The sequence below is a fragment of the Stenotrophomonas sp. STEN038 genome, from assembly GCF_056759895.1.
On record NZ_JBRRDW010000015.1, the window covers coordinates 61,731 to 86,454 of the forward strand.

Annotated in this window: 15 protein-coding genes; 5 read left to right on the forward strand and 10 right to left on the reverse strand. The window is 65.4% G+C overall.

Features of this window, described 5'->3' with window-relative positions; genetic code table 11:
• From ACVOLS_RS08515 to ACVOLS_RS08560, 10 genes are all read right to left on the reverse strand, one after another.
• Positions 1-1,410: a sugar porter family MFS transporter gene (locus ACVOLS_RS08515; RefSeq protein ID WP_481545270.1), complete on the reverse strand. Its 1,410-nt coding sequence runs from the start codon at positions 1,408-1,410 to the stop codon at positions 1-3.
• Between the two features lie 41 nt (positions 1,411-1,451).
• A complete protein-coding gene (xylA, locus tag ACVOLS_RS08520) occupies positions 1,452-2,786 on the reverse strand; it encodes a xylose isomerase (RefSeq protein WP_481545271.1) in 1,335 nt (444 codons plus the stop codon).
• Between the two features lie 38 nt (positions 2,787-2,824).
• Positions 2,825-4,318 (reverse strand): xylulokinase, encoded by a 1,494-nt coding sequence (gene xylB, locus ACVOLS_RS08525; RefSeq protein WP_481545272.1) that lies wholly within the window; start codon positions 4,316-4,318, stop codon positions 2,825-2,827.
• 28 nt (positions 4,319-4,346) lie between these two features.
• Entirely contained in the window at positions 4,347-6,728 is a 2,382-nt protein-coding gene (locus tag ACVOLS_RS08530; RefSeq protein WP_481545283.1) for a glycoside hydrolase family 95 protein, read from the reverse strand.
• Between the two features lie 97 nt (positions 6,729-6,825).
• Positions 6,826-9,693, reverse strand: a complete 2,868-nt coding sequence (locus ACVOLS_RS08535; RefSeq protein WP_481545273.1) for a TIM-barrel domain-containing protein — start codon at positions 9,691-9,693, stop codon at positions 6,826-6,828.
• Between the two features lie 55 nt (positions 9,694-9,748).
• The gene (locus ACVOLS_RS08540; protein ID WP_481545274.1) at positions 9,749-11,440 is read right to left on the reverse strand and encodes a DUF5597 domain-containing protein; all 1,692 of its coding nucleotides are present in this window, start codon (positions 11,438-11,440) and stop codon (positions 9,749-9,751) included.
• A 38-nt stretch (positions 11,441-11,478) separates the two neighbouring features.
• Positions 11,479-13,383, reverse strand: a complete 1,905-nt coding sequence (locus ACVOLS_RS08545) for a sialate O-acetylesterase (RefSeq protein ID WP_481545284.1) — start codon at positions 13,381-13,383, stop codon at positions 11,479-11,481.
• Positions 13,384-13,397: 14 nt separating this feature from the next.
• Positions 13,398-15,587 (reverse strand): WD40/YVTN/BNR-like repeat-containing protein, encoded by a 2,190-nt coding sequence (locus ACVOLS_RS08550; protein ID WP_481545285.1) that lies wholly within the window; start codon positions 15,585-15,587, stop codon positions 13,398-13,400.
• Between the two features lie 92 nt (positions 15,588-15,679).
• On the reverse strand, positions 15,680-18,616 hold the full coding sequence (locus ACVOLS_RS08555; protein WP_481545275.1) for a TonB-dependent receptor: 2,937 nt from the start codon (positions 18,614-18,616) through the stop codon (positions 15,680-15,682).
• Between the two features lie 306 nt (positions 18,617-18,922).
• Positions 18,923-19,876 (reverse strand): LysR substrate-binding domain-containing protein, encoded by a 954-nt coding sequence (locus ACVOLS_RS08560; protein WP_481545276.1) that lies wholly within the window; start codon positions 19,874-19,876, stop codon positions 18,923-18,925.
• A 245-nt stretch (positions 19,877-20,121) separates the two neighbouring features.
• Here ACVOLS_RS08560 and ACVOLS_RS08565 point away from each other — a divergent pair, with 245 nt between their 5' ends.
• From ACVOLS_RS08565 to ACVOLS_RS08585, 5 genes are read left to right on the forward strand one after another with little or no spacing between them, the layout of a single operon-like run.
• Positions 20,122-20,856 (forward strand): SDR family oxidoreductase, encoded by a 735-nt coding sequence (locus ACVOLS_RS08565; RefSeq protein ID WP_481545277.1) that lies wholly within the window; start codon positions 20,122-20,124, stop codon positions 20,854-20,856.
• Positions 20,825-21,475: a 2-dehydro-3-deoxy-6-phosphogalactonate aldolase gene (locus ACVOLS_RS08570; RefSeq protein WP_481545278.1), complete on the forward strand. Its 651-nt coding sequence runs from the start codon at positions 20,825-20,827 to the stop codon at positions 21,473-21,475. Before ACVOLS_RS08565 ends, ACVOLS_RS08570 begins: the two co-directional genes overlap by 32 nt.
• Entirely contained in the window at positions 21,472-22,623 is a 1,152-nt protein-coding gene (gene dgoD / locus ACVOLS_RS08575) for a galactonate dehydratase (RefSeq protein ID WP_481545279.1), read from the forward strand. The genes ACVOLS_RS08570 and dgoD overlap by 4 nt, the downstream gene beginning before the upstream one ends.
• Positions 22,617-23,537, forward strand: a complete 921-nt coding sequence (locus ACVOLS_RS08580) for an SMP-30/gluconolactonase/LRE family protein (protein ID WP_481545280.1) — start codon at positions 22,617-22,619, stop codon at positions 23,535-23,537. The genes dgoD and ACVOLS_RS08580 overlap by 7 nt, the downstream gene beginning before the upstream one ends.
• Entirely contained in the window at positions 23,534-24,457 is a 924-nt protein-coding gene (locus ACVOLS_RS08585; RefSeq protein ID WP_481545281.1) for a 2-dehydro-3-deoxygalactonokinase, read from the forward strand. Before ACVOLS_RS08580 ends, ACVOLS_RS08585 begins: the two co-directional genes overlap by 4 nt.
• Positions 24,458-24,724 lie beyond the last annotated feature (267 nt).

Consider the following 24,724-nt stretch of genomic DNA (forward strand, 5'->3'; position numbering starts at 1 on the left):
TCAACCCTCCATCTGCTCGAGCGAACGACCCTTGGTCTCACGCACGAACTTGATAACAAAGAACACCGAGATCACCGCCGACACCAGGTAGATGCTGTACGTCGATGCCAGACCAATGCCGGCCAGCAGCATCGGGAAGGTCACCGTGACGATGAAGTTCGCCGTCCACTGCGCCGCACCGGCAACCGCCAGCGCCGAACCGCGGATCTGGTTGGGGAACATCTCGCCCAGCATCACCCACATCACCGGGCCCCAGGACACGTTGAAAAACACCACGTAGGCATTGGCCGCGACCAGCGCCAGCGTGCCCATGTGACCGGGCAGCTGCAGGTGGCCTTCCACCATCGAACCGCTGGCGAAGGCGTAGACCACCAGCGCCAGCGATACCGCCATGCCACTGGAGCCGATCCACAGCAGCGGCTTGCGACCAATCTTGTCGATCAGCAGTACGGTGACGATGCAGGCACCGATGCTGAGCGCGCCGGACAGCACATTGATCAGCAATGCGTCGCTTTCCGAGAAGCCCACTGCCTGCCACAGCACCGCGCCGTAATAGAACACCACGTTGATGCCGACCAGTTGCTGGAACACCGCAAGGCCAATGCCCACCCAGACGATCGGGCGGATCTTGCGGGTGGCCTTGTCGATCAGGTCCGACAACTGCGGACGATGGTGATCCTGCGACAACGACGCGTCGATCTCGCCCAGCGTGAGCTGCGCCTCCTCGGCACCGAACAGGCGGGTCAGCACGGCCAGCGCTTCGTCCTTGCGGCGCTTGACCACCAGGAAGCGCGGGCTTTCCGGGATGAACAGCAACAGCAGCAGGAACAGCAGCGACGGGATCGCCTGCATCCAGAACATCCAGCGCCATGCGGCCTGGCCGGCCCACAGCGGCTCGGTCGAGGCGCCAGCGGCCTTGGCCAGCAGGTAGTTGCTGAGGAAGGCGATGAACAGGCCGGAGATGATCGCGATCTGCTGCACCGTGGCCAGCCGACCGCGGTAACGTGCCGGTGCAACCTCGGCGATATAGGCCGGCGACATCACGCTGGCCGCACCCACCGCGAACCCACCGACCACGCGCGCAGCGATGAACACCAGCGAGCTGTGCGCCGCTCCGGCACCGAGTGCCGACAGCAGGAACAGCACCGCCGAGATGATCAACACCGAGCGCCGGCCCAGCCGATCGGCAAGACGGCCGGCGAAGAACGCGCCGATCGCACAGCCCAGCAGCATCGACGCCACTTCAAAACCCAGCTGTGCCTCGGTGGAACCAAAGGCCTGCTTCAGGCCATCGACGGTGCCATTGATCACGCCACTGTCGAAGCCGAACAGGAACCCGCCTATCGTCGCCACCACGCTGATCAATACGATCAGCGCGGTGTTTTCCTTGTTTGCTGCTGACTGCCCCATCCCCTCACCCTCTCTGTCTGGTTATGTCGTCGGCCTGGTGCTCAGCGCAGCAGGTATTGGTTGAGCAGGTTCTCGTAGCGCTCCTGCTTGCCGCTGGCCTGCACCGGTTCGCCGTTGCCGGCCGCGAGCTTGGCCAGATCGGCCAGGCCCAGCTTGCCGCTGGCGAAGTCCTTGCCGGCGCCGGCATCGAAGCTGGCGTAACGCTGTGCGCGCCACTGTTCCCACGGCGAGTCATTGAGCAGGCCGTGAGCCACTTCCAGACCGCGTGCGAACGCATCCATGCCACCGATGTGGGCAATGAACAGGTCTTCCATGTCGGTGGATTCGCGGCGCGGCTTGGCATCGAAGTTCAGGCCGCCGACCAGGCCGCCCTGGCGCAGCACCACCAGCATCGCGCCGACGGTGTCGTACAGGTCGGTCGGGAACTGGTCGGTGTCCCAGCCGTTCTGCGCGTTGCCACGGTTGGCATCGATGCTGCCGAGCAGGCCGTGATCGGAGGCGACCTGCAGGTCGTGCTCGAAGGTGTGGCCGGACAGCGTGGCGTGGTTGGCCTCGATGTTGAGCATGAAGTCGTCCTGCAGGCCGTTGGCCTTGAGGAAGCCGGCGACGGTTGCCGAGTCGAAGTCGTACTGGTGCTTCATCGGCTCCATTGGCTTGGGTTCGATGAAGAACTTGCCGGTGAAGCCGATGCTGCGACCGTAATCGCGCGCGGCGCTGAGGAAGCGTGCGAAGTGCTCGAGCTCGCGCTTCATGTTGGTGTTGTGCAGGCTGGCATACCCTTCGCGGCCGCCCCAGAACACGAAGTGCTCGCCGCCCAGTTCGACGGTGGCTTCCAGCGCGGCCTTGACCTGTACCGCGGCGCGGCTGACCACGTTGAAATCCGGGTTGGTCGCCGCGCCGTTCATGTAACGCGGGTGCGAGAACAGGTTGGCGGTGCCCCACAGCAGCTTGGTGCCGGTGGCCTGCTGGCGTTGCTTGGCCAGCGCCACCACGTGCTTGAGATTCTTTTCGTAGGTACCGATGTCATCGGCGTCCGGCGCCATGTCGACGTCATGGAAGCAGTAGTAAGGCACACCGAGCTTGGTGAAGAACTCGAACGCCGCATCGACCTTGGCCTCGGCGGTGGCCATGGCATCGCCCTTCTCCCACGGGAAGCGGCGCGTGCCCGGGCCGAACGGATCGGAACCGGCGTTGCAGAAGGTGTGCCAGTAGCAGGCAGCGAAGCGCAGGTGCTCGCGCATGCTCTTGCCACCGACCAGCTTGTCCGCGTCATAGACCTTGAACGCCAAGGGGTTGTCGGAGTCGCGACCCTCGAACGGGATCTGGCCGATGCCGGGGAAATACTCGGTGGCGCCGATGAAGGGCTGCTTGCTCATGGTGCGAATTCCTGTGTCGACAAACTACGGGGAAAGAATCAACCGCGGTACAGCGGCATGACGGCGTGCAGGTGCTGCAGGTAGCGCTGGTAGGCCAGCGCATAGGCCGCGCTGCGCGCGCCGTCAGGCGTGGCGGTGGCTGCGGCATCGGGGGTTACATGGGTGGCCGCGAGTGTGGCCAGGGATGCGTCGTTGCCGGCGCTGCGCTGCAATGCCCACAGCGCCTGCAGGGCGGCACCGAATGCGGCGCCTTCGGACTGCTGCGGCACTTCCACCGGCAGGCCGAACACATCGGCGATCATCTGCCGCCAGGCAGCGCTGTTGCTGCCGCCACCGGTCAGCACGATGCGGTCGAAGCGCATGCCGGCGCCGACGAAGGCGTCAAAGCCGTACTTCAGTGCATAGGTCGCCCCCTCCATCGCCGCGCGGTAGAAGTGCGAAGGGTTCATGGTGGCGACGTCCAGACCAGCCAGCACCCCCTTGCCCAGCGGCAGGTCGGGGGTGCGCTCGCCATTGAGGAAGGGCAGCATCACCAGCCCATCGGCGCCCGGTGTGGTCGCATTGATATGCGCATCGCCGTCGCGACTGCTGAAGCCGAACATGCGTGCCACCTGCTCGGTGACCACAGTGCAATTCATCGTGCAGATCAGCGGCAACCAACCGCCGCTGGATGAGCAGAACGCCGCCCATGCGCCACCGGCATCCACCACCGGCACATCGGAACTGGCAAACAGCGTGCCCGACGTGCCCAGGCTCATCGCCAGCTTGCCCGGTGCAACGCAGCCGGTGCCGATCGCGGCCATCATGTTGTCACCGCCGCCCGCGCCAACCTTCACCGTGGCGGGCAAACCCAGGCGTGCTGCAGCCCCGGGCGCGATGTCGAACAGCGCATCGGCGTCCACCAGCGGTGGCAGGCAGGCAGCGAGATCGCGGTTGGCGTCGGTCGCCTTCAGCAGCTCCGGTGACCACTGGCGCGTGCGCACATCCAGCCAGCCGGTGCCCGAGGCATCGCCGTGCTCGCAGTAGTACTGGCCGGTCAGCACGAAGTTCAGGTAGTCGTGCGGCAGCAGGATATGCGCCAGCTTTGCGTAGGCATCCGGCCGGTGTTTGGCCGTCCATGGCAGCTTGGAGGCGGTGTAGCCGGCAAGGATGGGGTTGCCGGCCAGTTCGATGCAGCGCTGCGCGCCGCCGGCCGCGTCCATGATCTGTGCGCATTCGGCGCTGCTGCTGGTGTCGCACCACAGCTTGGCCGGCGCCAGCACCTTACCGTCCGCATCCAACGCGACGAAGCCATGCTGCTGACCCGACACCGCCAGCGCCTGCACCTGCTGGCGCAGCTGCGGGTCGATGCGGGCGAAGCAATCCTCCATCGCCGCGACCCACGCAGCCGGGTCCTGCTCGCGGCTGCCGTCATCGGCACTGTGCAGCTGCAGCGGCGCGCTGGCCGTGGCCAGCAACTGCCGTTGCGCGGCGTCGTAGACCACGACTTTCAGGCTCCGCGTGCCCGCGTCGATACCGGCGACGATGCTCATGCCGTGCACCAGCGGGAAGCAAGGTGACTCATGCAAGACTCCATTGACCATCGTGCAGCTGCGCGGTGATGCGCTGGCCGGCACGCAGGTCCAGTTTCAGTTTGTGGGTTTGGTAAACGAGGTTGAAGGCGCCGCCGCGTTCGGCCAGCAGGCTGACCTGCTGCAGGCGGCCAGCGCTCCACTGCAGGTCGAGCACGCCGGCATTGCGCACACGCACGCCCTGCAAGGTGCCCTGCTCCAGTTCGGCCGGCAGCGCAGGCAGCAGGAACACCGCCCCGCCCCAGCTCTGCACCAGCATCTCGACGATGCCGGCGGCGCCACCGAAATTGCCGTCGATCTGGAACGGCGGATGTGCGTCGAACAGGTTTGGATAGCTGCGCTGCGGTGCCAGCAGCAGGCGCAGGATCTGCAGGCAACGCTGGCCTTCGCCCAGCCGCGCCCACAGGTTCAGGCGCCAGGCGACGCCCCAGCCGGTCGCTTCGTCACCGCGCAGTTCCAGGGTGCGGCGTGCGGCGGCGCTGAGCTCGGGTGTGTCGCGGCGGTTGATCTGGCTGGACGGGTGCAGGCCGTACAGATGCGAGACGTGGCGATGGTGCAGCTCCGGCGCCTGCATGTCCCAATCCTGCTGCCATTCCATCAGCTGGCCGGCGCGGCCGACCCGGTTCGGCGGCAGCTGCGCACGCAGCGTGTCCAGTTGTGCGGCGAAGGCGTGATCGGTATCGAGCAGGCGAGCGGCTTCGATGCACTGGCCGAACAGGTCGCGCAGCAACTGCGCATCCATGGTCGGCCCGGCGCAGATCGCCGCGCCGTGTGGATGCTGGTTCTCCGGTGAGATCGACGGCACCGTGACCTGGTGGCCGGTGTTCGGGTCGCGCTGCAGGCTGTTGACGAAGAACAGTGCCGCGCCCTTGAACAGCGGCCAGACCTGGCGCAGGTAAGCCGGGTCGCGGCCATAGTCCCAGCGGTCCCACAGCTGCTGCAGCAGCCACGCGCCACCGGTCGGCCACAGTGCCCACTGCGCGCCATCGGGCGGCGTGCTGACGCGCCACAGGTCGGTGTTGTTGTGCACCACCCAGCCATCGACGCCGTACATCTGCTGCGCGGTGAGCGCGCCGCTGCGGGCCAGTTCGCCGATCATCCGCTGCAAGGGCTCCACGCATTCGGGCAAGGCCGCCGCTTCGGCCGGCCAGTAGTTCATCTGCGTGTTGATGTTGAGCGTGTACTTGCTCTCCCACGGCGGGTCCATCAGATCGTTCCAGATGCCCTGCAGGTTGGCCGGCTGGGTGCCGGGACGCGAGCTGCAGATCAACAGGTAACGGGCATAGGCGTGGTACAGCGCGACCAGTGCCGGATCATCACCGCTGGCAAAGGCCGCGATGCGTTCGTCGGTAGGCTTGTCGGCAGCAACAGTGCGGCCCAGGTCCAGGCGCATGCGCCGGTACAGGCGCTGGTGTTCGGCCAGGTGATCGGCGCGCAGCTGCGCGGCGTTTCTGCCTGCGGCCTTGGACAACTGTGCGGCGGTGATCGCTTCCGGATCGCCGCCGACGTCATCGAAGGCGCGGTAGCTGGTGGCGGCGACCAGTCGCAGTTCCAGCTCACGCACGCCGTCGAAGGCGATGTGATCGGTGTTGATGCGCAGCTTGCCGCCAACGTGGCGCACCTGCACACGGAACGCAAAACGCAGCTTGCCGGGCACACCGTCGCGCGACACGTTGTGGCCGCTGACCAGCCAACCATCGTCGGTGGCCGTCGTACTGGTTGCGTGCTCGTTGGCGGTGCGGATGAAACCGCCCATCGGCTCACCGTCTTCCACGGTATAGCGCAACACCAGGCATTGATCGACCGGCGAGATGAACACCTCGCGGCGATGCAGGCCGGCACCGGCCCGGAAGCTGGTGCGGGCAATGGCCGCATCCAGATCCAGCTCGCGGCGGTAATCGCTGATGCCTTCCAGGCGATGGAATTCCAGCCACAGGTTGCCCAGCGGCTGGTACGGCATCTGTTTGACCGGCCGCGAGATCAGCGTCTCGTTGGCCAGCGCCTCGGCGGCGACATAGTCACCGGCGAAGACCAGCTCACGCACGCGTTGCACGCTGCCGCGCGCACGCGGGTTGACCGCGCTGTACGGGCCACCGGCGTAGAGCGTGTCTTCGTTGAGTTGCAGGCGCTCGTTGGCGACGCCACCGAACACCATCGCCCCAAGCCGGCCATTGCCCAGCGGCAAGGCCTCCACCCAGCTGCGCGCCGGCTGCCGATACCACAGCAGGTCGGCGGCCGACGCCGCGACTTCCGACGTCGCAGCCTGCAGCACGCCGGCCAGTGGCAGGTTGCCGACGGCCAACGCGGCCGCCGCGCCCTTGAACAGCGCACGGCGGCCGGGCTGTGCCAGCCCGGCGCTTTCAGTGGTCATCCCGACGACCGGGACAGGACCGTTTGCAGCGTTCATTCCGGCCCTCCCAGACTCAAATGTCCACCGGTTTCCATAATGCCGGACCCGGCTGCCGCTGTCAGCGGGCAGCCGGCCGGGTGATGGCCTGCGCCTTGCCGTCGTAACGCACCACCACGTCGGCCTTGGGCTCCAGCGTGCCGATGCCGTCACGCGGGCCGTCGACCCAACGCACGCGCAGTTCGCGCTTGCCCTGCATGCCCGGGTAGCTGCCCTCGCGCGCACCGATGCTCAGCACGCCCTTGGCCTGGTCCCACTGCAGCGCGATGCGGCTGGACTGGCCTCGCTCGTAGTCGTAGTTGCGGCCGTTGTCCTCGTACAGCGAGAAGCTGCCGTCGGCGCCGGTATAGACCTCGATGGTGACCGCTGCGTTGGGCTGCTCGTCGACGTACTGCTGGACCACTGTGCGCGGGACGATGGAGCCGGCACGCACGAACAGCGGGCTGCGCTCCAACGGTGCGGCAGCGGTGATGGTCTGGCCACCGGCATGACGCTCGCCGGTGTTGAAGTCGATCCAGCTGGTGCCGGCCGGCAGGTAGACCTGGCGGCTGGTGGCCTTGAACTCGGTCACCGGCGCGACCAGGAAGGCCGGGCCGAACAGGTACTGGTCGGCGATGTCACGCACCTTGGGGTCGGCCGGGAAGTCCATCGCCATCGCGCGCAGGATGGTGCCGTCCTTCTGCCAGGTATCACCGGCCAAGGTGTAGATGTAGGGCAGCAGCGTGTAACGCAGCTTCAGGTAGTGGACGAAGCTGTTGTAGTGCGCCGAGCCTTCCGGGGCGATTTCCCAGATCTCGCGGTACGGGAACTGGCCGTGCAGGCGGAACACCGGCACGAAGGCGCCGTACTGGAACCAGCGCAGGCTCATCTCGCGCCACTCCGGCAGGTGCGCCGGGTCCTTGTCGATGAAGCGCTGCTCCGGCGAGAAGCCACCGATGTCGAAGCTGACGTTCGGCGCACCGGCCATCGAGGCATTGACCAGGCCGGAGATCTGCTCACGCATGTCGTCCCAGCGCGGCACGATGTCACCGCTCCAGAACGCCGCACCGGCGCGCTGCTGGCCGGCGAAGTAGGCACGCGAGAGGATGAACACGCGCTTGTCCGGATCGACCTCGCGCGAGCCTTCGTACACGCCTTCGGAATGCACCAGCGGATAGGAGTTGAAGTACTCCACCGAGGAACCGATCGCGGTCGGCGTGGTGCGCGCCTTGCGCTCACCGATGTCGATGTTGCTGTGCAGGTCCGGCTCGGAGGCGTCCAGCCACCAGGCGTCGATGCCACGGCTGTTGAGCTTCTCGTTGACCTGACGCCAGAAGATGTCGCGGCCCTTCTGCGAGTACGGGTCGTAGAAGGAATTCAGGTAGCCCTTGCCGATCCAGTCCAGCTCGCCGACTTCGACATTGCGGTGGTACATGGCACCGGCGGCGTCGAGTTCCTTGTAGTTGGCGGTGGTCGGGTAGAACTTCGGCCACACCGAAATCATGATCTGCGCGTTCTGCTCGTGCACGTGCTTGATCATGCCGGTCGGGTCCGGGAAATTCTTGCTGTCGAAGTCGTGCGAACCCCAGGCGTCCTCCGGCCAGTACGACCAGTCGAGCACGATGGCGTCGATCGGCAGCTTGCGGCGGCGGTACTCGTCCAGCGCACCGGTCAGCTCGTCCTGGGTCTTGTAGCGCTCGCGGCTCTGCCAGAAACCATACGACCACTTCGGCAGCAGCACGGCCTTGCCGGTCAGTTCGCGGTAGCCGGCGATCAGTTCATCGGCATTGCTGCCGGCAACCACGTAGTAGTCGATCATCTGCCCGGCTTCGGACCAGATTGAAAGATCATTGGCCTCGGCGGCGGGCAGCGGGTCGCGATGCAGCAGCGCGATGTAGGCCGGATCGATCGCGTCCCATTCCACCTTCACCTGGTGCTTCTGGCCCGGCTGCAGGTCCAGCGCGAACTCGTGGTGCCACGGGTTCCAGTTCTGCCGCCAGCGGTCGATCACCAGCTTGCCGTCGATGTAGACCTTGGCGTACTCGCTGTTGTACATCGAGAACGTGTGGCGCCCGCCCTGCTTGGCTTCGATGGCGCCTTCCCACACCACCTGGGTACGGCCGCCCTGGGCCTTGTTCCAGCCGTCGGCAGGCAGCGCCTTCAGGTCCTTGATGTACTGGTAGTTGATCTCGTTCTCGCGACGCACCACACGCTGCTGGCCATCGAACGAATAGGTCGCGGTGAATGCACCCGGCTTGCCCTGCGCGTCATAGACCACCAGGTCTTCCTGCAGCGGTCGCAGGCCCTTGGGATCGCCGTAACGGGTGATCGAGTTGTTGTCCCAGAGGATGCCGTAGTTGCGGCTGGAGATCAGGTAGGGAATGGCGTTGTCGATGTTGTGCTGGAGCAGCTCGACATCGCGGCCCTTGAGGTTCATCCAGCCCTGCTGGTGCAGGCCGGTGCCGTACAGCGCTTCGCCTTCGACCGAATCGAAGCACTGGCGCAGGCTGTACATCGGCTTGCCTTCGACCTGCACGGCGCTGAAATCACGCGTTGCGGCCGACTCAGCCAGCAGCGGCTTGCCAGCGGCATCGAAGAAGCTGACGCGGCCATCGGCCAGTGCAACCTGCGCGGAGATGCCCGCGGCCTTCAGGGTCACTGCGCTGGCATCCTGGCTGAGCTCGAATGCCGGCACCGGCGCGCTGTTGGCCACGCGCATCAAGCTCGGGCTGCGCTGGAAATCACCATCCACGTCCGCGCTGACGCGCACGATGCGGTCGTCCACCAACTGCAGGCGCACATCGGCGGCCTTGGCATTGGCCGGGCGCACGATCACACCATCGGCCTGGCGCTCCACGGTCTGTGCCGATGCGGCCAGCGGCGCCATCGCGGCGGCCACGGCCAGTGCCAGCAGGCTGGTGCGCAGCCGCGCGTGCTTGTTCTGCAACATCATTGGATCTCCCTCCGTTGGGGCACCTGGTTGGCGCCTTGCTGTATGCGACTGCTCAGTACGTGGCCAGCTTCACCCGCAGCAACTGCGGTGCGCTGGAGAAATTGAGGCCGTAATCGGTCTGGTCACCGTTCCAGCGGCGGCGGAACGTCCACTCGCCGTCGACATAGGTGCCTTCATCCACCGAGTGGTAGATCTGCCGTTCGGCCACCGCCGGATCGGCCGCCACCAGGCTGATGCGCGCGTGCGCACCGGTGACCAGGAATTCATCCGCTGCCAGCTGCACCACCAGCGCCCGGCCAATCGGCTCGGGGTTGCCCGGCGGCTCCCCCTGGAACCAGAACTGCGGCACGCCATAGGTGATCACTGCGTTCCACTTGTCATCGATCTTCAGGGTCTGCACGGCCTGCCCTGGCTGCTCGGCGGTGGCGCGCACCTTGCCCTCGAAGCTGGCCTTGGCGATCACCCCGGCAGCCGGCGCCACCAGGCGATAGTTGAGCGCGAACGGCTCCAGCGTCTCCGGGTTCATGGCCCGTGCGCCGAGTGGATAGTTGGAGTACTTGGAGTAGTCGATGCCGAACGGCGACCAGCCGATGGCCTGGTGACCCAACGCGGAGAAGAAATAGCGCGCGTACTCCTCGCGGTTGCCGGTCTCGGCGACGAACAACGGATTGTCGGCGCGCGAATAGCGCTCCAGCACCGTGGTGTACATCGTGTACTCGGGCATATAGATGTCCGGCGCCAACAGGTCGATGTTCGGCGCTGCTGCCTTGTACACGTCCAGCACGTTGTCGGTTGGGCCACCGCTGGCGTACTGCCCTGGCTGGCCCGGGTTGAACGGGCCGCGCAACGCTGCATTGACCAGCATCGGCAGCTTGTACTCGGCCTTGCCGGCGGCGGCGACCTGGTCGATGTAGTGGGCGATATGCCAGGCATGGAAGAACTCGTCGGCATCGGCACCAAACACGTCGCGCCACGTCCCCGGCTGCTTGCCCAGCTTCTTCAGCAACGCCTCGGGCACGGCCGCATCGAAATCCTTCTGCGCAAGCGGCGAGAAGTCACGCACGCTGCCATAGGTGCCCGGCTCGTTCTGCGGCTGCACCATGATCACGGTGTGCTGCGGGTCCTTGGCCTTGAGGTGACGCATCAGCTGCACGAAGGCCTTGCGGTCGGCCTCCAGGGTTGCCGGTGCATGCGGCGACAACGAGTTGAGGGTGCGGCCGTCGGCGGTGATCACGCGCGGGAAGCGCTGGTTGTCCAGCTTCACCCACTCCGGCGCGTAGTTCGGGCCGTTGTTCTTCCAGGTGGCGAACCACAGCAGGATCAACCGCACTTTCTTTTCGCGGGCCTGCTCCAGCAGGGTATCGACGAAGGCGAAATCGAACTCGCCCTCCTTGGCTTCCACCTGCTCCCAGGCCACCGGCACCATCACCGTGTTCGGCTTGACCAGCTCGATCGCCGGCCATACATCGTCCAGTGCCTGCGGGTAGTTGCTGGAGTTGTTGACCTGCGCGCCGAGGATCAGGAACGGCTTGCCGTCGACCAACAAGGCATGACGACCATTTTCGGTGACCACGCGTGGCAGTTCCGCTGCAGTGGCCGATGTCGCGGCTGCAGCCTTGGCGTCGCCACCTCGGGCTGCGGGTGCGCCCGGGTTGGTGCTGCCACAGGCAGCCAACAGCAATGCCATCGCGGTTGCGAGCAGGCCGCCGGTGACCGGCGCGGAACGTTGGGAAGTCAGCTTCATGGTCGTTTCCTCTTGCTTCTTGCAGGGAACCCTGGCCGTCATGGCCCGGTGCGGAAAGGCGACGCCGGCAAGCCGGTGGCACCTGTCAGATTCGCGGCCTGCGCGGTATCACTCCAGCCGTAACGTGCGGCCACCGGCGCCTTCACTGCATTGCTCTGCAGGATCACCCGGTTGCCATCGATGCGTGCCTGCGCGCGATGGAAATGCCCATCACTGCTGGCAACCTCAAAGCCCTTCAGTTCACCGCCACCGCCTGCCTGCAACGGCACAGCGCCCGCGTCGAAACGCAGCACCACGCTGCTGCCCTGCACGTCATGGCCGACATGGCTCGGGCCGGATGCAACGACCGTGCTGTCGCCATAAACCAGCTTCCCTGCGGCGAGCGCCAGGCGATCGCCAACGGTTCGCTTGTTGCGCGGGTGGATATCGTGCACATCACCAACATCGGTGATCACCACTTGCGCGGTGGCTGGCAGCGACAGCGTGGCGCTCTGCGATTCACGCAGTAGGGCCCAAGGGCTTTCCAGCGCCACATCGTCCGCATCGCGCTTGTCCGCACCGGACGAGAACGGCGCCAGCTGCACCCACAGGAACGGCAGCGCAGGTGCCTTCCACCGTGCGCGCCATTGCGTGATCAATGCCGGGAACTGCTGCCGGTACTTTTGCGCCTGCGGCAAGGTGTTGGCGTTGGATTCGCCCTGGTACCAGAGCACGCCACGCACGCCGTAATCCTGCAGTGGATGGATCATCGCGTTGTAGAGAAGGGTTGGGTGCTGGTTCTTGTCATCGACCAGCGCGACCTGTGCGCTCTCGACGCGGAAGCTCCAGCCATCCAGCGCACGCGCGGCCGCGCCCTGCGGCTGTACGAACACTTCGCCGGCCTCGCCGTGGATGCCACCACCGCCACCGAAGTCCTGCACGCGCACCGCGACATGGTTGAGACCGGCATGCAAAGCGGACGCGGGCACGCTGTAGCGACGCGCAAGGTTGTACTGCAGCTTGGTTTCGCCGACCTGCTGGCCGTTGACCCAGGTGGTATCGCTGTCGTCGATGCGGCCCAAGCCCAGGGTCACGCCCCTGGCGGCTTCATCGGCACTGAGACGGAAGCTGGCGCGGTACCAGGCAACGCCGTCCATGCCATTCCAGCCCTGGCTTTCCCACAGGCCGGGCACGGTGATGGTGGTCCACTGCGCCGCATCGACATCGGCCTCATGCCAGTGGCTGGCATCGGCCGGCAGCTGCGGCCAGCGCGCAAGGTTGGCGTGGGTTACCTGCAGCGCCTTGGTGTCGGCGTCGCGCAATGCAGCCGCCTGCGCGGCCAGCGCGGCGCCGTCCAGGCCCTGCGTTGCTGCGTCGGTCCATGCTTCGATGGTGCTGCCGCCCCAGGTGCTGTCGATGATGCCGACCGCTACACCGGTGCGCGCGCGCAGCTGCTGTGCGAAGTAATACGCCACTGCCGAGAAATCACCGGCAGTGCGCGGGTTTGCCTGCCGCCAGTCGCCGCCATTGAGCTGCCACTGCGGTGCGCCGGCCCACGACTTGGGAATCTTGAAATGGCGGATCAGCGGATCATTGGCAGCTGCTATCGCTGCCTCGGCGCCATCGGTCTGGGCCAGTGGCCATTCCATATTGGACTGGCCCGAGGCCAGCCACACTTCACCGACGTAGACGTCATGCAACTGCTTTTGCCCAGCCTTGTCGTCGATGCTCAGCACATACGGGCCGCCAGCCGGGAGTGCGGCCAACTGCGCACGCCAGTTGCCGTCGGCAGCGGCCTTCACCGTCACCTGCCTGCCAGCGAAATCGATGCGTACCTGTGCACCCGGTGCAGCCTTGCCCCATACGGGCAAGGGCTGGTCACGCTGCAGCACCATGCCGTCAGCGAACACGCGCGGCAGCTCTACTGCCTGTGCACTGCTGGCAAGCACTGCCAGGCCAATCATTGCGAACAGCGGTTTCAATTCGATTCTCCGTACCAGATGCCACGGCCTTCGGTGCCGAAATAGACACGGCCGGGAATGCGCGTATCGCCGGTGACGTGACGGATCACGCCGCCAAAGCGCTGCGCGTCGTTGTCGATGCGGGTCCAGCGGCGGCCACCGTTGTCCGAGCGGTACAGGCCACGCTTGCCGGCCATCTCGCCGAATACGAACAGCACCGGCGTGTCACCGTCCTTGAGCGGCTTGCCCAGCCCAACCGAGAACACGTTGTCCAGGCCTTCCACACGACGCAGCTTGCCCGGCGACCAGTGCAACAGGCCTCGCCAACCAGCGGCAACCCAGGCCTCACCGGCCTGCCACGGATTCGGGCGGATCTCGGCACGGAACCAATCACCCACCGCGCCAACACCGGCCTCGGCCTGACGGAATTCCACGCCGCCGTCGCCACTGACATACAGCGCGCCACTGACCGGATCGAAGCCGTAGTACACGCCGGCCTCCAACTTGTCCGCTTCCACCACCGCATGCTTCGGCAGGCCTTTCACCGCCTGCCAGCGGCCGCCGAAATCGGCACTGAGCCAATGGCCGCCATTGCGGGTCTGCCAGATCACCCGCTTGCCATTGGCGGCCAGGGTGATGCGGCCCGCTCCTTCGCCATCGGGCGGCTCGTGCGCGAATGCCGTCCAGCTGCGCCCGCCATCCTTCGACCAGGCCGCGCGCACCGCGCCCTCGGGGCGGTCATGGAAATAGCCGGTACGCACCATCAGCTGCGGTGCATGCCCGGCATAGGCAAGGCTTTCGGTATTGGAGAAGCGCACGCCGGCAAACCGCTGCTGGGGCGTGTCCAGATCGTCATGCACGAAGCCGTCGATGTCGCCCAGGCCACTGACCAGGTGCGCGCCCTGCGGCGGGCTGACCAGCGCCAGCGGAACGGTCTCCTCGAAACCGGCCAGCGGAAAACGCCAGGTCAGGCGCTTGCCGTCGTCGAAGCTGCGCAGATCGCGCGTATCCCAGATGCCATAGCCGGTGACGAACTGCAGGTGGCCGGGATCATGCGGATCGATCGCCAGCACACCGATCCAATGCGGCCGTGCTTCCTCGGTCCACGGTGCATAGGAGTGGTCGAAGTCGGCACGCGTGGACAACGCGGTCCAGCTGCGGCCGCCATCGACGCTGCGGAAGATGTCGTCATGCGGCGCGAAGCGGTTGAAGGTGCTGGCGACGATACGCTGCGGGTCCTGCGGATCCACCGCCACCGCACCCCAGCCGAAGCCGTCGCCCTGCAGGTCGGTGGACTGCGACACCGGGGTGATGTCGGTCCATGCACCGTCGCGCGGATCGAAGCGCCACAGCGCACCGTTGTTCATGGTGTTGGGGCCGGGCTGGTCGCCATAGCTCAGCAACCAGCGGCCCAGGCTGTCGCGCACCATGTGGTTGGGGCGCAAGCCGGTCGGCTGGCCCGGCACCGCCTGCCAGCTGCTGCCAGCATCGTCGGAGCGGTACAACGCGGCCTGTTGGGTCGAGACGCCGGCGTACACCGTGCGCGATGCACCGTCGCCACCCTTGCTGTCTGGTTCGAAATTGATGAAGGCCACGCCGATGGCCTGCGCACCGCCCCAGCTCTGCGCGCTGGCTGCGGTGGATTTGGCGATTGCCGGGAACGAGGTCAATTCGCTCCAGCTTATGCCGCCGTCGGCACTGCGCCACACGCCGTTGGCGCGGGTGCCGAACAACAGCACCTTGCCGTCATTCGGGTCGACCGCCAGGCGCTCGCCATTGGCCCGTCCCAGCTCGTTGCCGCCCATCTTGAACGGCAGTTCGGTGCGCTGGAAGCTCTGCCCGCGGTCGTTCGAACGCAGGATCACGCCGTTGCTGCCGCGCTCGTGCAGGTAGGTGCCCACCGCCATGTACAGGCGTTCGGGGTCGGCCGGATCGACGGCAATGCTTTCCACGCCGAAACGGCCCTGGTCGCTGGCGTCCATCCAGTCCAGCAAGGGGTGCCAGCGCCGCTGCGCCGGCTCCCAGCGGTAGGCGCCACCGATGTCGGTGCGCGCGTACTGCAATCCCTGTTGCTGCGGGTGGAAGACCAGCCCGGTGACGAAACCGCCGCCGCCGATGGCGACGTTGTGCCACTGGTATTGCGCTGGCGCCGCCGCCGGTGCGGACAGCGCGACCGCCGCTGGCAGCAGCATCGCTGCGGCCAGCATCCACCGCCGCAGAAGCCCGGCGCCCGTGGCCGCGTGTTGCTGCGTACCACCCGTGTTGAAGCGCCCGACAACCGCCATCACCGCACCTCCGTTCAAAGATCCAGGTTGGCCCGGATGCTCAATCCATAACGACGATCATTGACGTACCAGCCGTTGGGACGGCTGCTGCTGCCGTAGTAATCCGAACGCACTTCATCAAGCAGGTTGGTACCGTCCAGCGAGACCGACCAGATGTCGTTGAGGTTGATGCGCAGCGACGCGTCCAGCTGGCCGGTGGCGTCGTGGTACTGCGGCACGTGGCCGGCATTGGGTGGGCGAGTGGTGACCAACCACGTGCTGCGCCAGTTGTAGGCGGCACGGAAGGACACGCGCTTCTTCTCGTACATCAGCACCACGTTGTAGCTGTTCTTCGACAGACCTTCCAACGGCAGGTAAGAGATCTCGATGCCGTCGGTGCTGGCCGCATCCGGTGCCGGCGCCTTGCTGTCCACATAAGTGTAGTTGGCTTCAAAGCCCAGACCATCCAATGCACCCGGCAGGAAGGTGAAGAACTGGCGGTAGCCAACTTCCAGGCCCTTGATCTTGCCGTCCTTGCCGTTGGCGCGGGTCTGCAGCTGGAACTCACGCACGCATTCCATGCTCACGCATGGCCGCGTCTCGCCGGTGGTGGAACCCTCCAGCGGCATGTCGAAGTTCGGGTCGAAGTAATTGGCGGCAATCGTGTCGTAGTAATAGAAGCCGTCAACCTGCTTGTAGAACGCGGTGCCGTAGATCATCGAGCCCTCGCCGAAGTACCACTCCAGCGAGGTATCGAACTGGTTGGAATACATCGGGTCCAGGTTCGGATTGCCGCGGCTGGCGTAGGAAACGCCACCGGTGTTGAAGTCGAAGAACGTGTCGTTGAGATAGACGTAGGGGTCCATCAGGTTGAAATCCGGGCGCGACATCGCCCGCGAGGCAGCCACGCGCCACTGCAGGTTGTCGGTCAGGAACATGCGGAAGTTCAGGCTCGGCAGCACGTCCGTGTAGGAATGCTTGGCGTTGACCTGGTTGGTGTCGTTGGTGGCCGAGTTCTGCGCCAGCTCATAGCCGTTGACCGTGGTTTCGGTGCGCACGATGCGCGCGCCGACATTGACGTCCCACGGGAAGCGCGCCGAGTCGTTACCCAGCCGCAGCATGGCGTATGCGGCGTAGGTCTTCTCCGTGTACTCGCGGATGTCGGTGATCGGGTTGTAGGCGATCGGCTCGTGGCCGAACATGCGCACGGTGTTCTCGTAGTCGGCGACCATCTCGTCGCAGGCAACGTAGCCGGTCGGCAGCCCGCTGTTGCCACGGAAGTGGTCACTGAACGGGAACAGCCGGTAGCAGGCCTTGGGGTAGTCGGCAAACGGCGCCGGGGTGAAGCTGCCCCAGGCATTGTCGGTGCCGGCCGGTGCGATCTTCTGCCAGTTCCAGCCCGAGCTGCGGGTGATGGCGCTGCGGTCGGTGTAACGCACGCCCATGCGCAGGTCGTTGAGCAGGTCGCTGTCGAGGAAATCCCAGCGCAGGTCGGCGCGCCAGGAGAACTGGTCGGCGTCGTTGTTGTCGCGCTTGTCCAGGTGCGAGTACCAGCCACCATAGTTGCTGATGTCGCTCATGTAGCCGTTGATCGGCTGGCCGGTCTCGCGGTCGAGCACGGTCACCGACGGATAGCGGCCGCTCATGTCCACACGTACCGGCGGCACGCCGTACAGGCCGGACCAGCCACGCCAGTCATCCGGATCCACCTGGCCGGCGAGCAGGTCCACCCAGTAGTTGACGCTCTCGGTGGTGGCATCGATGTACTGGAAGTCGGTGGACAGGTGCAGGTTGTCGTTGACCTGCCACTTGCCGCCCAGCGCATAGTCGGTGGTTACCGAGTTGCGCCAGTCCATGCGCGCGGTGGTAGTGATCAGCGCGTTGTTGAAGGTGCCGTACTGGAACTCGCCGTTGCCGTCGAAGCCGAACGGGTCATTGAACGCTTCGTAGCCCGGGATGCTCGGCGAAACGAAGCCCCAACCGTTGTTGGACCAGTTCACCAGGTCCTGGGTGTTGTTGTTGAGGTTGCCCACGCGCACGCTGTATTCGCGGTTGCGGAACTTGTAGTCCGAGCGCAGCACGGTGCCGTAGATCTCGACGTCGTCATTCGGCTTCCACTGCAGCGCCACGTACTGGCCATCGCGCTCGCGGTCGCCGAAGTGGCTGTACATGCCCACTTCGCTGGGGATGACCACTTCCTGGCCTTCGTAGCCGGGCACATCGTCATAGGACAGGTAGCTGCCCATGTTGATGCGGTCTTCGCGGTACTGGCCTTCCTGATGGGCAACGTTGAACAACACGCCGAACTCACCGGCATCGGTGTTCCAGCGGTTGGAGAACAGGATGGACGCCGAGGGCTGCACGGAGTCCCGCAGGTCCCACTTGTTGAGGGTGAAGCTGCCGGAGACCTTCATGCCTTCCTGGTCGAAGGGCATGCGGGTGCGCAGGTTGACCAGGCCACCCAGGCCACCTTCGATCATCTCCGCACTGGGGTTCTTGTACACGTCCACGCCACCGAGCAGTTCGGCCGGCACGTCTTCCCAGCTCAATGCACGGCCGGCGTTGGCGGTGAAGATATCGCGACCGTTGAGCTCGCTGCGCACCTGGGTGAGGCCGCGCACCATGATGCCGCTGCCCTCGCCCTTGTTACGGGTGATCTGCACGCCGGTGATGCGCTGCAGTGCTTCGGCAACGTTGTTGTCAGGCAGCTTGCCGATGTCTTCGCCAACGATTGAATCAACGATCTGGTCGCTGGTTTCCTTGATGATCTGCGCCTTGGTCAGGCTGCCACGGGTGCCGGTAACCTGGACCTTGTCGAGCTCGGTGGCCTTGGCGGGCGCGGCGTCCTGCGCCTGTGCAGCTGCGGACAACAGCAGCGCGACACTCAGGGCAAGCACAGTGGGTTGCAGACCGGTGCACGCACGACGGCGCGCACTATTGGCCACCGTAAGGCGGCGCTGGAACGTTGACATGAGTGTTCCCTCCCAGGACACATGACGACGATTGAGTTGTCCCAGCACCGACGTCATTGCGCCTTTGGCACCAGGTGAAGCAGGTTGAAAACCGCGTACTAATGCACCCCGCGCTGGCAAGGCACTCGACTAACCGCTCTTCACATCCTTCGTTGCCGGTGGATTCGCTCGCATCCCCTGTGCCTGCGACCACCGACCCTGATACCGATGGTCATTGACCACCACGGCGGCGAGCATAGGCGCGAGCACACATGCCCGACCAATGAAAAAATGCACAGGATGTATATCGGAAGCGAATACCCCGATTCAGGCTACCGGCGGGTACAAGCGCCGCGCGGTGAGCCGCAGCGCCTCAAGTACGCGCTCGGCGCCCGGGGACAGCAGCTGGTCGCGGCGGCGGATGATGCCGAAGAACTCCATGCGCACGTCCAGCGCGATCGGCAAGACCTGCATCTGCCCGGTCTGCAGGTAGGGCGCGACCGACTCGGCCGGCAGCGCGGTCAACATGTCGCTGTGGCGCAGCAGATGGATGGTGACCGGCAACGAGGTGGTCTCGACGATGTTCTGCGGCGGCACCAGGCCGTGCTCCAGGAACACCGCGTCCAGCCGCGAGCGCAGCACGCTGCCATCGGGCGGCATGATCCAGCCGTACTCGACCAGATCGCCATAACCAACACGCTTGCGACCAGCCAAGGGATGGCCGGCGCGTACGATCACCGAGTGCGGCTCGTCTGCAAGCGGCTCGAACTCCAGCTCGCTGCTGCCCTCGGCACCCATGATGCGACCGACCACGATGTCGAGTTGGCCGTCGAGCAGTTTGGCCACCAACGGTCGGCTGTAGTCCATCTCGATCCGGATCAGGATGTCGGGGAAGTCGCGCTTGAGCGCGGCCACCGCCTGCGGCACCAGATTGGTGCCGGGGTTGACCACGGTGCCGATGGCGGCCTGGCCGGTACGCCCGCTGCGCAGCGCGGCGATCTCGTCCTGGGCGCGGCCAATCTCCGACAGCGCCGAGCGCGCACGCCGGATCAGCACCTGCCCGTACCACGTTGGCTCTACCCCGCGCGCATGCCGCTCGAACAGCGGCACGCCCAGCAGGTCCTCCATTTCAGCCAGCAGCTTGGACGCCGCCGGCTGGGTCATATTGGCCGCCTCGGCCGCACGCAGCACCGAGCGCTGCTCGTAGAGATGCAGCAACAGCAACAGGTGCCGGGTCTTCAAACGGGTGGCATTGAACCAGCCGGTGGTGGGTTGAACCATGCGTGCCGATCCCCTCGACTGAGTAGCTATTCGCCCAGCGAATACATTACGACAAAAATTTCATTTGTCGCACATAGGTTCTCAGGCAAGGCTATGCCACGCTTCCGTCAGCACCGCCGCCGCCCTGCCGGGCCGACGCGGCTAGTACCGACAGCAGGCTCCAGGGAGAAAGGGATGAAGGTTTCACTATCAGCCCGCGCCAGCTGCGCGGGCGGTCACTGTGTTTTCCGGGCCGGAGGCAGCCGATGAGCGCACGCCTGGCCGGCAAGGTGGCAGTGGTGACCGGTGCCGCCAGCGGCATTGGCGCGGCCATCGCGCGCCTGTTCGTCAACGAAGGCGCGCAGGTGGTCGGCATCGACCTGACTCCTGGCGACGCCCACGGTTTCGAGCTGCTGCAGGGCGACATCACCGATGCCGCCGCGATGCGCGGGCTGATCGAGGCCACCCTCGACAGCCGCGGCCGCATCGATGTGCTGGTCAACAATGCCGGCGCCGATGTGTTCTCCGATCCACTGGCGTTGGACGACGCGCAGTGGCAGCGCTGCTTCGCCTTGAACCTGGAAGGTGCCTGGCAGCTGTGCAAGGCCGTGCTGCCCGGCATGGTCGCGCAACAGGCTGGCGCCATCGTCAACATCGCCTCGGTGCATGGCCACAAGATCATCCCCGGTGCGTTCCCATATCCCGTGGCCAAGCACGCCTTGATCGGCATGACCCGCTCGCTGGGCATCGAATACGCCGCGCACGGTATCCGCGTGAACTCGATTTCGCCGGGTTTGATCCTGGTGCCGCGCATCGAGGCCTGGTTCGAGCGCGAGCCCGGCGCTCGCGAACGCCAGACCGCGCTGCTGCCGCCGCGCCGTATCGGCAGCCCGGAAGAAGTGGCCTATACCGCGCTGTTCCTGGCCAGCGACGAAGCGCGCTTCATCAACGCCACCGACATCCTGATCGATGGCGGCCGCTCACAGGTGTACCACGACTGACATGACCACCCCGCCCTTCCAGTTGCCCTTGATCGCGATCCTGCGCGGCATCACGCCGGGTGAGGTGGATGCACATGTCGATGCACTGGTCGAGGAAGGCTTCGACGCGATCGAGATACCGAGCAACTCGCCGGACTGGGAACAGAGCGTGCAACGCAGCGTGCAGCGCCACGGCCAGCACGCCTGCATCGGCGCTGGCACTGTGGTCCTGCCCGAGCATATCGACGCGCTGTTGCGTGCCGGCGGCCGCTTGATGGTCACGCCCAATACCGACCCGCAGCTGATCCAACGCGCCGTTGCCGAAGGACTGCTGGTGGCAGCCGGTTTTGCCACTGCCAGCGAAGCATTCCAGGCACTGCGCGCAGGCGCGCAGATGCTGAAGCTGTTCCCCGCATCCGTTCACGGCCCCGCACTGATCCGCGCCCTGCGCAGCGTGCTGCCGCCCGTACCTCTTTTCGCCGTCGGTGGCGTCTCCCCCGCAACCCTGGCCAGCTATCTTTCCGCTGGTTGTCAGGGTGCGGGCACCGGCGGTGACCTTTATCAACCCGGCCAATCGGTGCAAACCACCCGCGACAACGCGCGTGCGTTCCGCCAGGCCTACCTGGACTACTCGGCATGAAGATCGTGCGTCTGACCACCTACCAGGCTGCGCCGCGCTGGTTGTTCCTCAAGATCGAGACCGACGAGGGCATCAGCGGCTGGGGCGAACCGGTGATCGAAGGCCGCGCCGCCACCGTCGAGGCGGCCGTGCACGAACTGGGCGACTACCTGATCGGCAAGGATCCGGCGCGCATCAACGACCTGTGGCAGGTGCTGTACCGCGGCGGCTTCTACCGCGGCGGCGCGATCCTGATGAGCGCCATCGCCGGCATCGACCAGGCGCTATGGGACATCAAGGGCAAGGCGCTGGGCGTGCCGGTCTACCAGTTGCTTGGCGGCCTGGTGCGTGATCGCATGAAAACCTATCGCTGGGTTGGCGGTGACCGCCCAGCCGATATCGTCAACCAGATGCGGCATTACAAATCGCTCGGCTACGACACCTTCAAGTTCAACGGCACCGAAGAACTGAAGCTGATCGACAGCCCGCGCGCCGTCGACACCGCCATCGAGAAAGTCGCCACCATCCGCGATGCACTCGGCAACAGCGTGGATTTCGGCATCGACTTCCATGGCCGGGTGAGTGCACCGATGGCGCGTGTGCTGCTGAAGGAACTGGCACCGTACCGACCCTTGTTCGTCGAGGAACCGGTGCTTCCGGAGCAATGGGAGTACTACCGCCCGCTATCCGAAATCAGCAGCATTCCACTGGCGGCCGGCGAGCGCATGTATTCGCGCACCGAGTTCAAGCCGGTGCTGGCAGCCGGCGGCCTGGCCATCCTGCAGCCGGATCTGTCGCACGCAGGCGGCATCAGCGAATGCCACAAGATCGCCGCCATGGCCGAGGCACATGACGTCGCACTGGCACCGCATTGTCCGCTCGGACCGGTGGCGCTGGCCGCCTGCCTGCAGCTGGACTTCGTCGCCCACAACGCGGTGCTGCAGGAACAGAGCATCGGCATCCACTACAACGAAGGTGCCGACCTGCTGGATTACGTCATCAACAAGGACGACTTCGCCTGCGATGCGCAAGGCTGCATTGCGGCGTTGCCGAAGCCGGGCCTTGGCGTGGAGATCGACGAAGCTCGCCTGATCGAAGCCAACAAGAATCCACCGCGCTGGCGTAATCCGCTGTGGCGCCACAGCGACGGCAGCGTGGCCGAATGGTGAATGCACAGGTGCTGCAGGTAACCGAGGCCGACGCACGGCTGCTGGTGGACAGCCGTTGCGAGCTCGGCGAAGGCATCCTCTGGTGCGACCGCCGCAACGTCCTGTACTGGACCGACATCCTGGCCGCGCGCCTGTGGCGGTACGATCCAGCCAGCGGCCACAGCCAGTACTGGCAGCTGCACGAGCCGCTGGGCTGCCTTGCCTTGGCCCGCGACGGCCGCCTGCTGCTGGGCCTGGCCAATGGCCTGCATGCAGCCGACCCGGAAGCCCAGCTGCAGGACCGCGAACTCCGCCTGCAGCCGCTGGCGCAAGTGGAAGCCGACAACCCCAACACCCGCATCAATGACGGCCGTGCCGACCGCCACGGCAACTTCGTGTTCGGCACCAAGAGCGACTACGCCGACGGACGCCGCGGCGGCAGCTTCTACCAATGGAGTGCGGGCAAAGGCCTGCGCCGCCTGCCCTTGCCACACGCCACCATTCCAAATGCGATCTGCTTCAGCCCTGACGGTGAACGCATCTACTTCTGCGACTCGCCGCAGGCCAACATCATCACTGGCCGCTATGACCCGCTCAACGCACTGGTTGAAGAGCTGCAGGCATTTGCCAGCCTGAGCGAACCGGGCATCGAACCTGATGGCGCCGTGGTCGATGTCCAAGGTCGCGTATGGAACGCGCAGTGGGGCGCAGGCCGGGTTGCCTGCTATTCCGCTGATGGCTGCATCGAGCAGCTGATCCATATCCCCACCCAGCACGCCTCCTGCTGCGTACTGGCACCCGGTGCGCTGTACATCAGCAGTGCCCGCGTCGGTCTGGATGCCGCCGCCTTGAGCACTCAGCCCGACGCAGGCGGCATCTTTGTCTGGGAACACCCGCAGTTGAAGGCAAGCGTAGACCGCGTGGAGTTGCCATGATCGCCGTGGACTGGGGCACCACCAGCTTGCGCCTGTACCGCCTCGATGAGAGCGGTCACGTCTGCGAGCGCCGCCGCAGCGAACGCGGCCTGCAAGCCAGTGCCGGACAGTTTGAAGCGGTGCTGGCAGAAGAGATTGCCGGTTGGGATGACCGTCTGCTGATCCTGTCCGGCATGGTCGGCAGCCGCAGCGGTTGGCAGGAAGCACCTTACCTGCCCTGTCCCGCCGGGATTGACGACCTTGCTGCTGCCTTGGTACCGCTGCAGGCACCGGCCTTGGCCGATCGCGGGTTATGGATCGTGCCAGGTGTGAGTGATACCGGCGGCGATGCCGTACCCGACGTAATGCGCGGCGAAGAAACCCAGCTGGCCGCATTGCTGGCGGTGTTGCCACGCGGCAACCATGTCGTCTGCCTGCCCGGTACGCATAGCAAGTGGGTTTCGATTGCTGATGGCCAGATACGTCGCCTGACAACGGCGATGACAGGCGAGCTGTACGCGGTACTGCGCACACACAGTCTGCTGGGCAAGCTGATGCCCGAAGACGACAGCCGTTTCGATGCCTGGGGATTTGAGAGTGGACTCAAGCGCAGCCGGCAAAAGGGCGGACTTCTGCATCACCTTTTCGGTGTGCGCACCCTCGGCCTGTTCAGCCAGCTGGAAGGCAGCGCCCTGCCCTCTTATCTGTCTGGCTTGCTGATCGGTCACGAGATACTTTCCTCCGGAGTACTCGAACACACCCCGCGCTTGTCGCAGGTGCACCTGATTGGCAGTGACCGCTTGCTGGCACTGTATGCACAGGCGTTGATTTCCTGGGGCATCGGCGTGCAACGCCACCCGGAAGATCTGGCCGCGCGGGGCATGTATGCGTTGTGGCAGCGGGGGTTTGAGTTGGGTCTTGTGGGTGATGTGAAGGACTGAAACAGCGGCGAGCATTACGTGGCGGCTCGCTACTTCGGTTCATAACGAATCTGCTCGCAGCCTACTCGCTGCGTTCTCCATTCCCGGATCCTCTCAAGCGGGCATTGTCTGGAAACATCATGCCTGCGAGGTTTCCGGGGCCGCAGCGCGGTCGGCATTGTCGACATTCGTGCGGCCTCCACCACGACATCTCCATGCTTTGGCTTTGGCTTTGGCTTTGGCTTTGGCTTTGGCTTTGGCTTTGGCTTTGGCTTTGGCTTTGGCTTT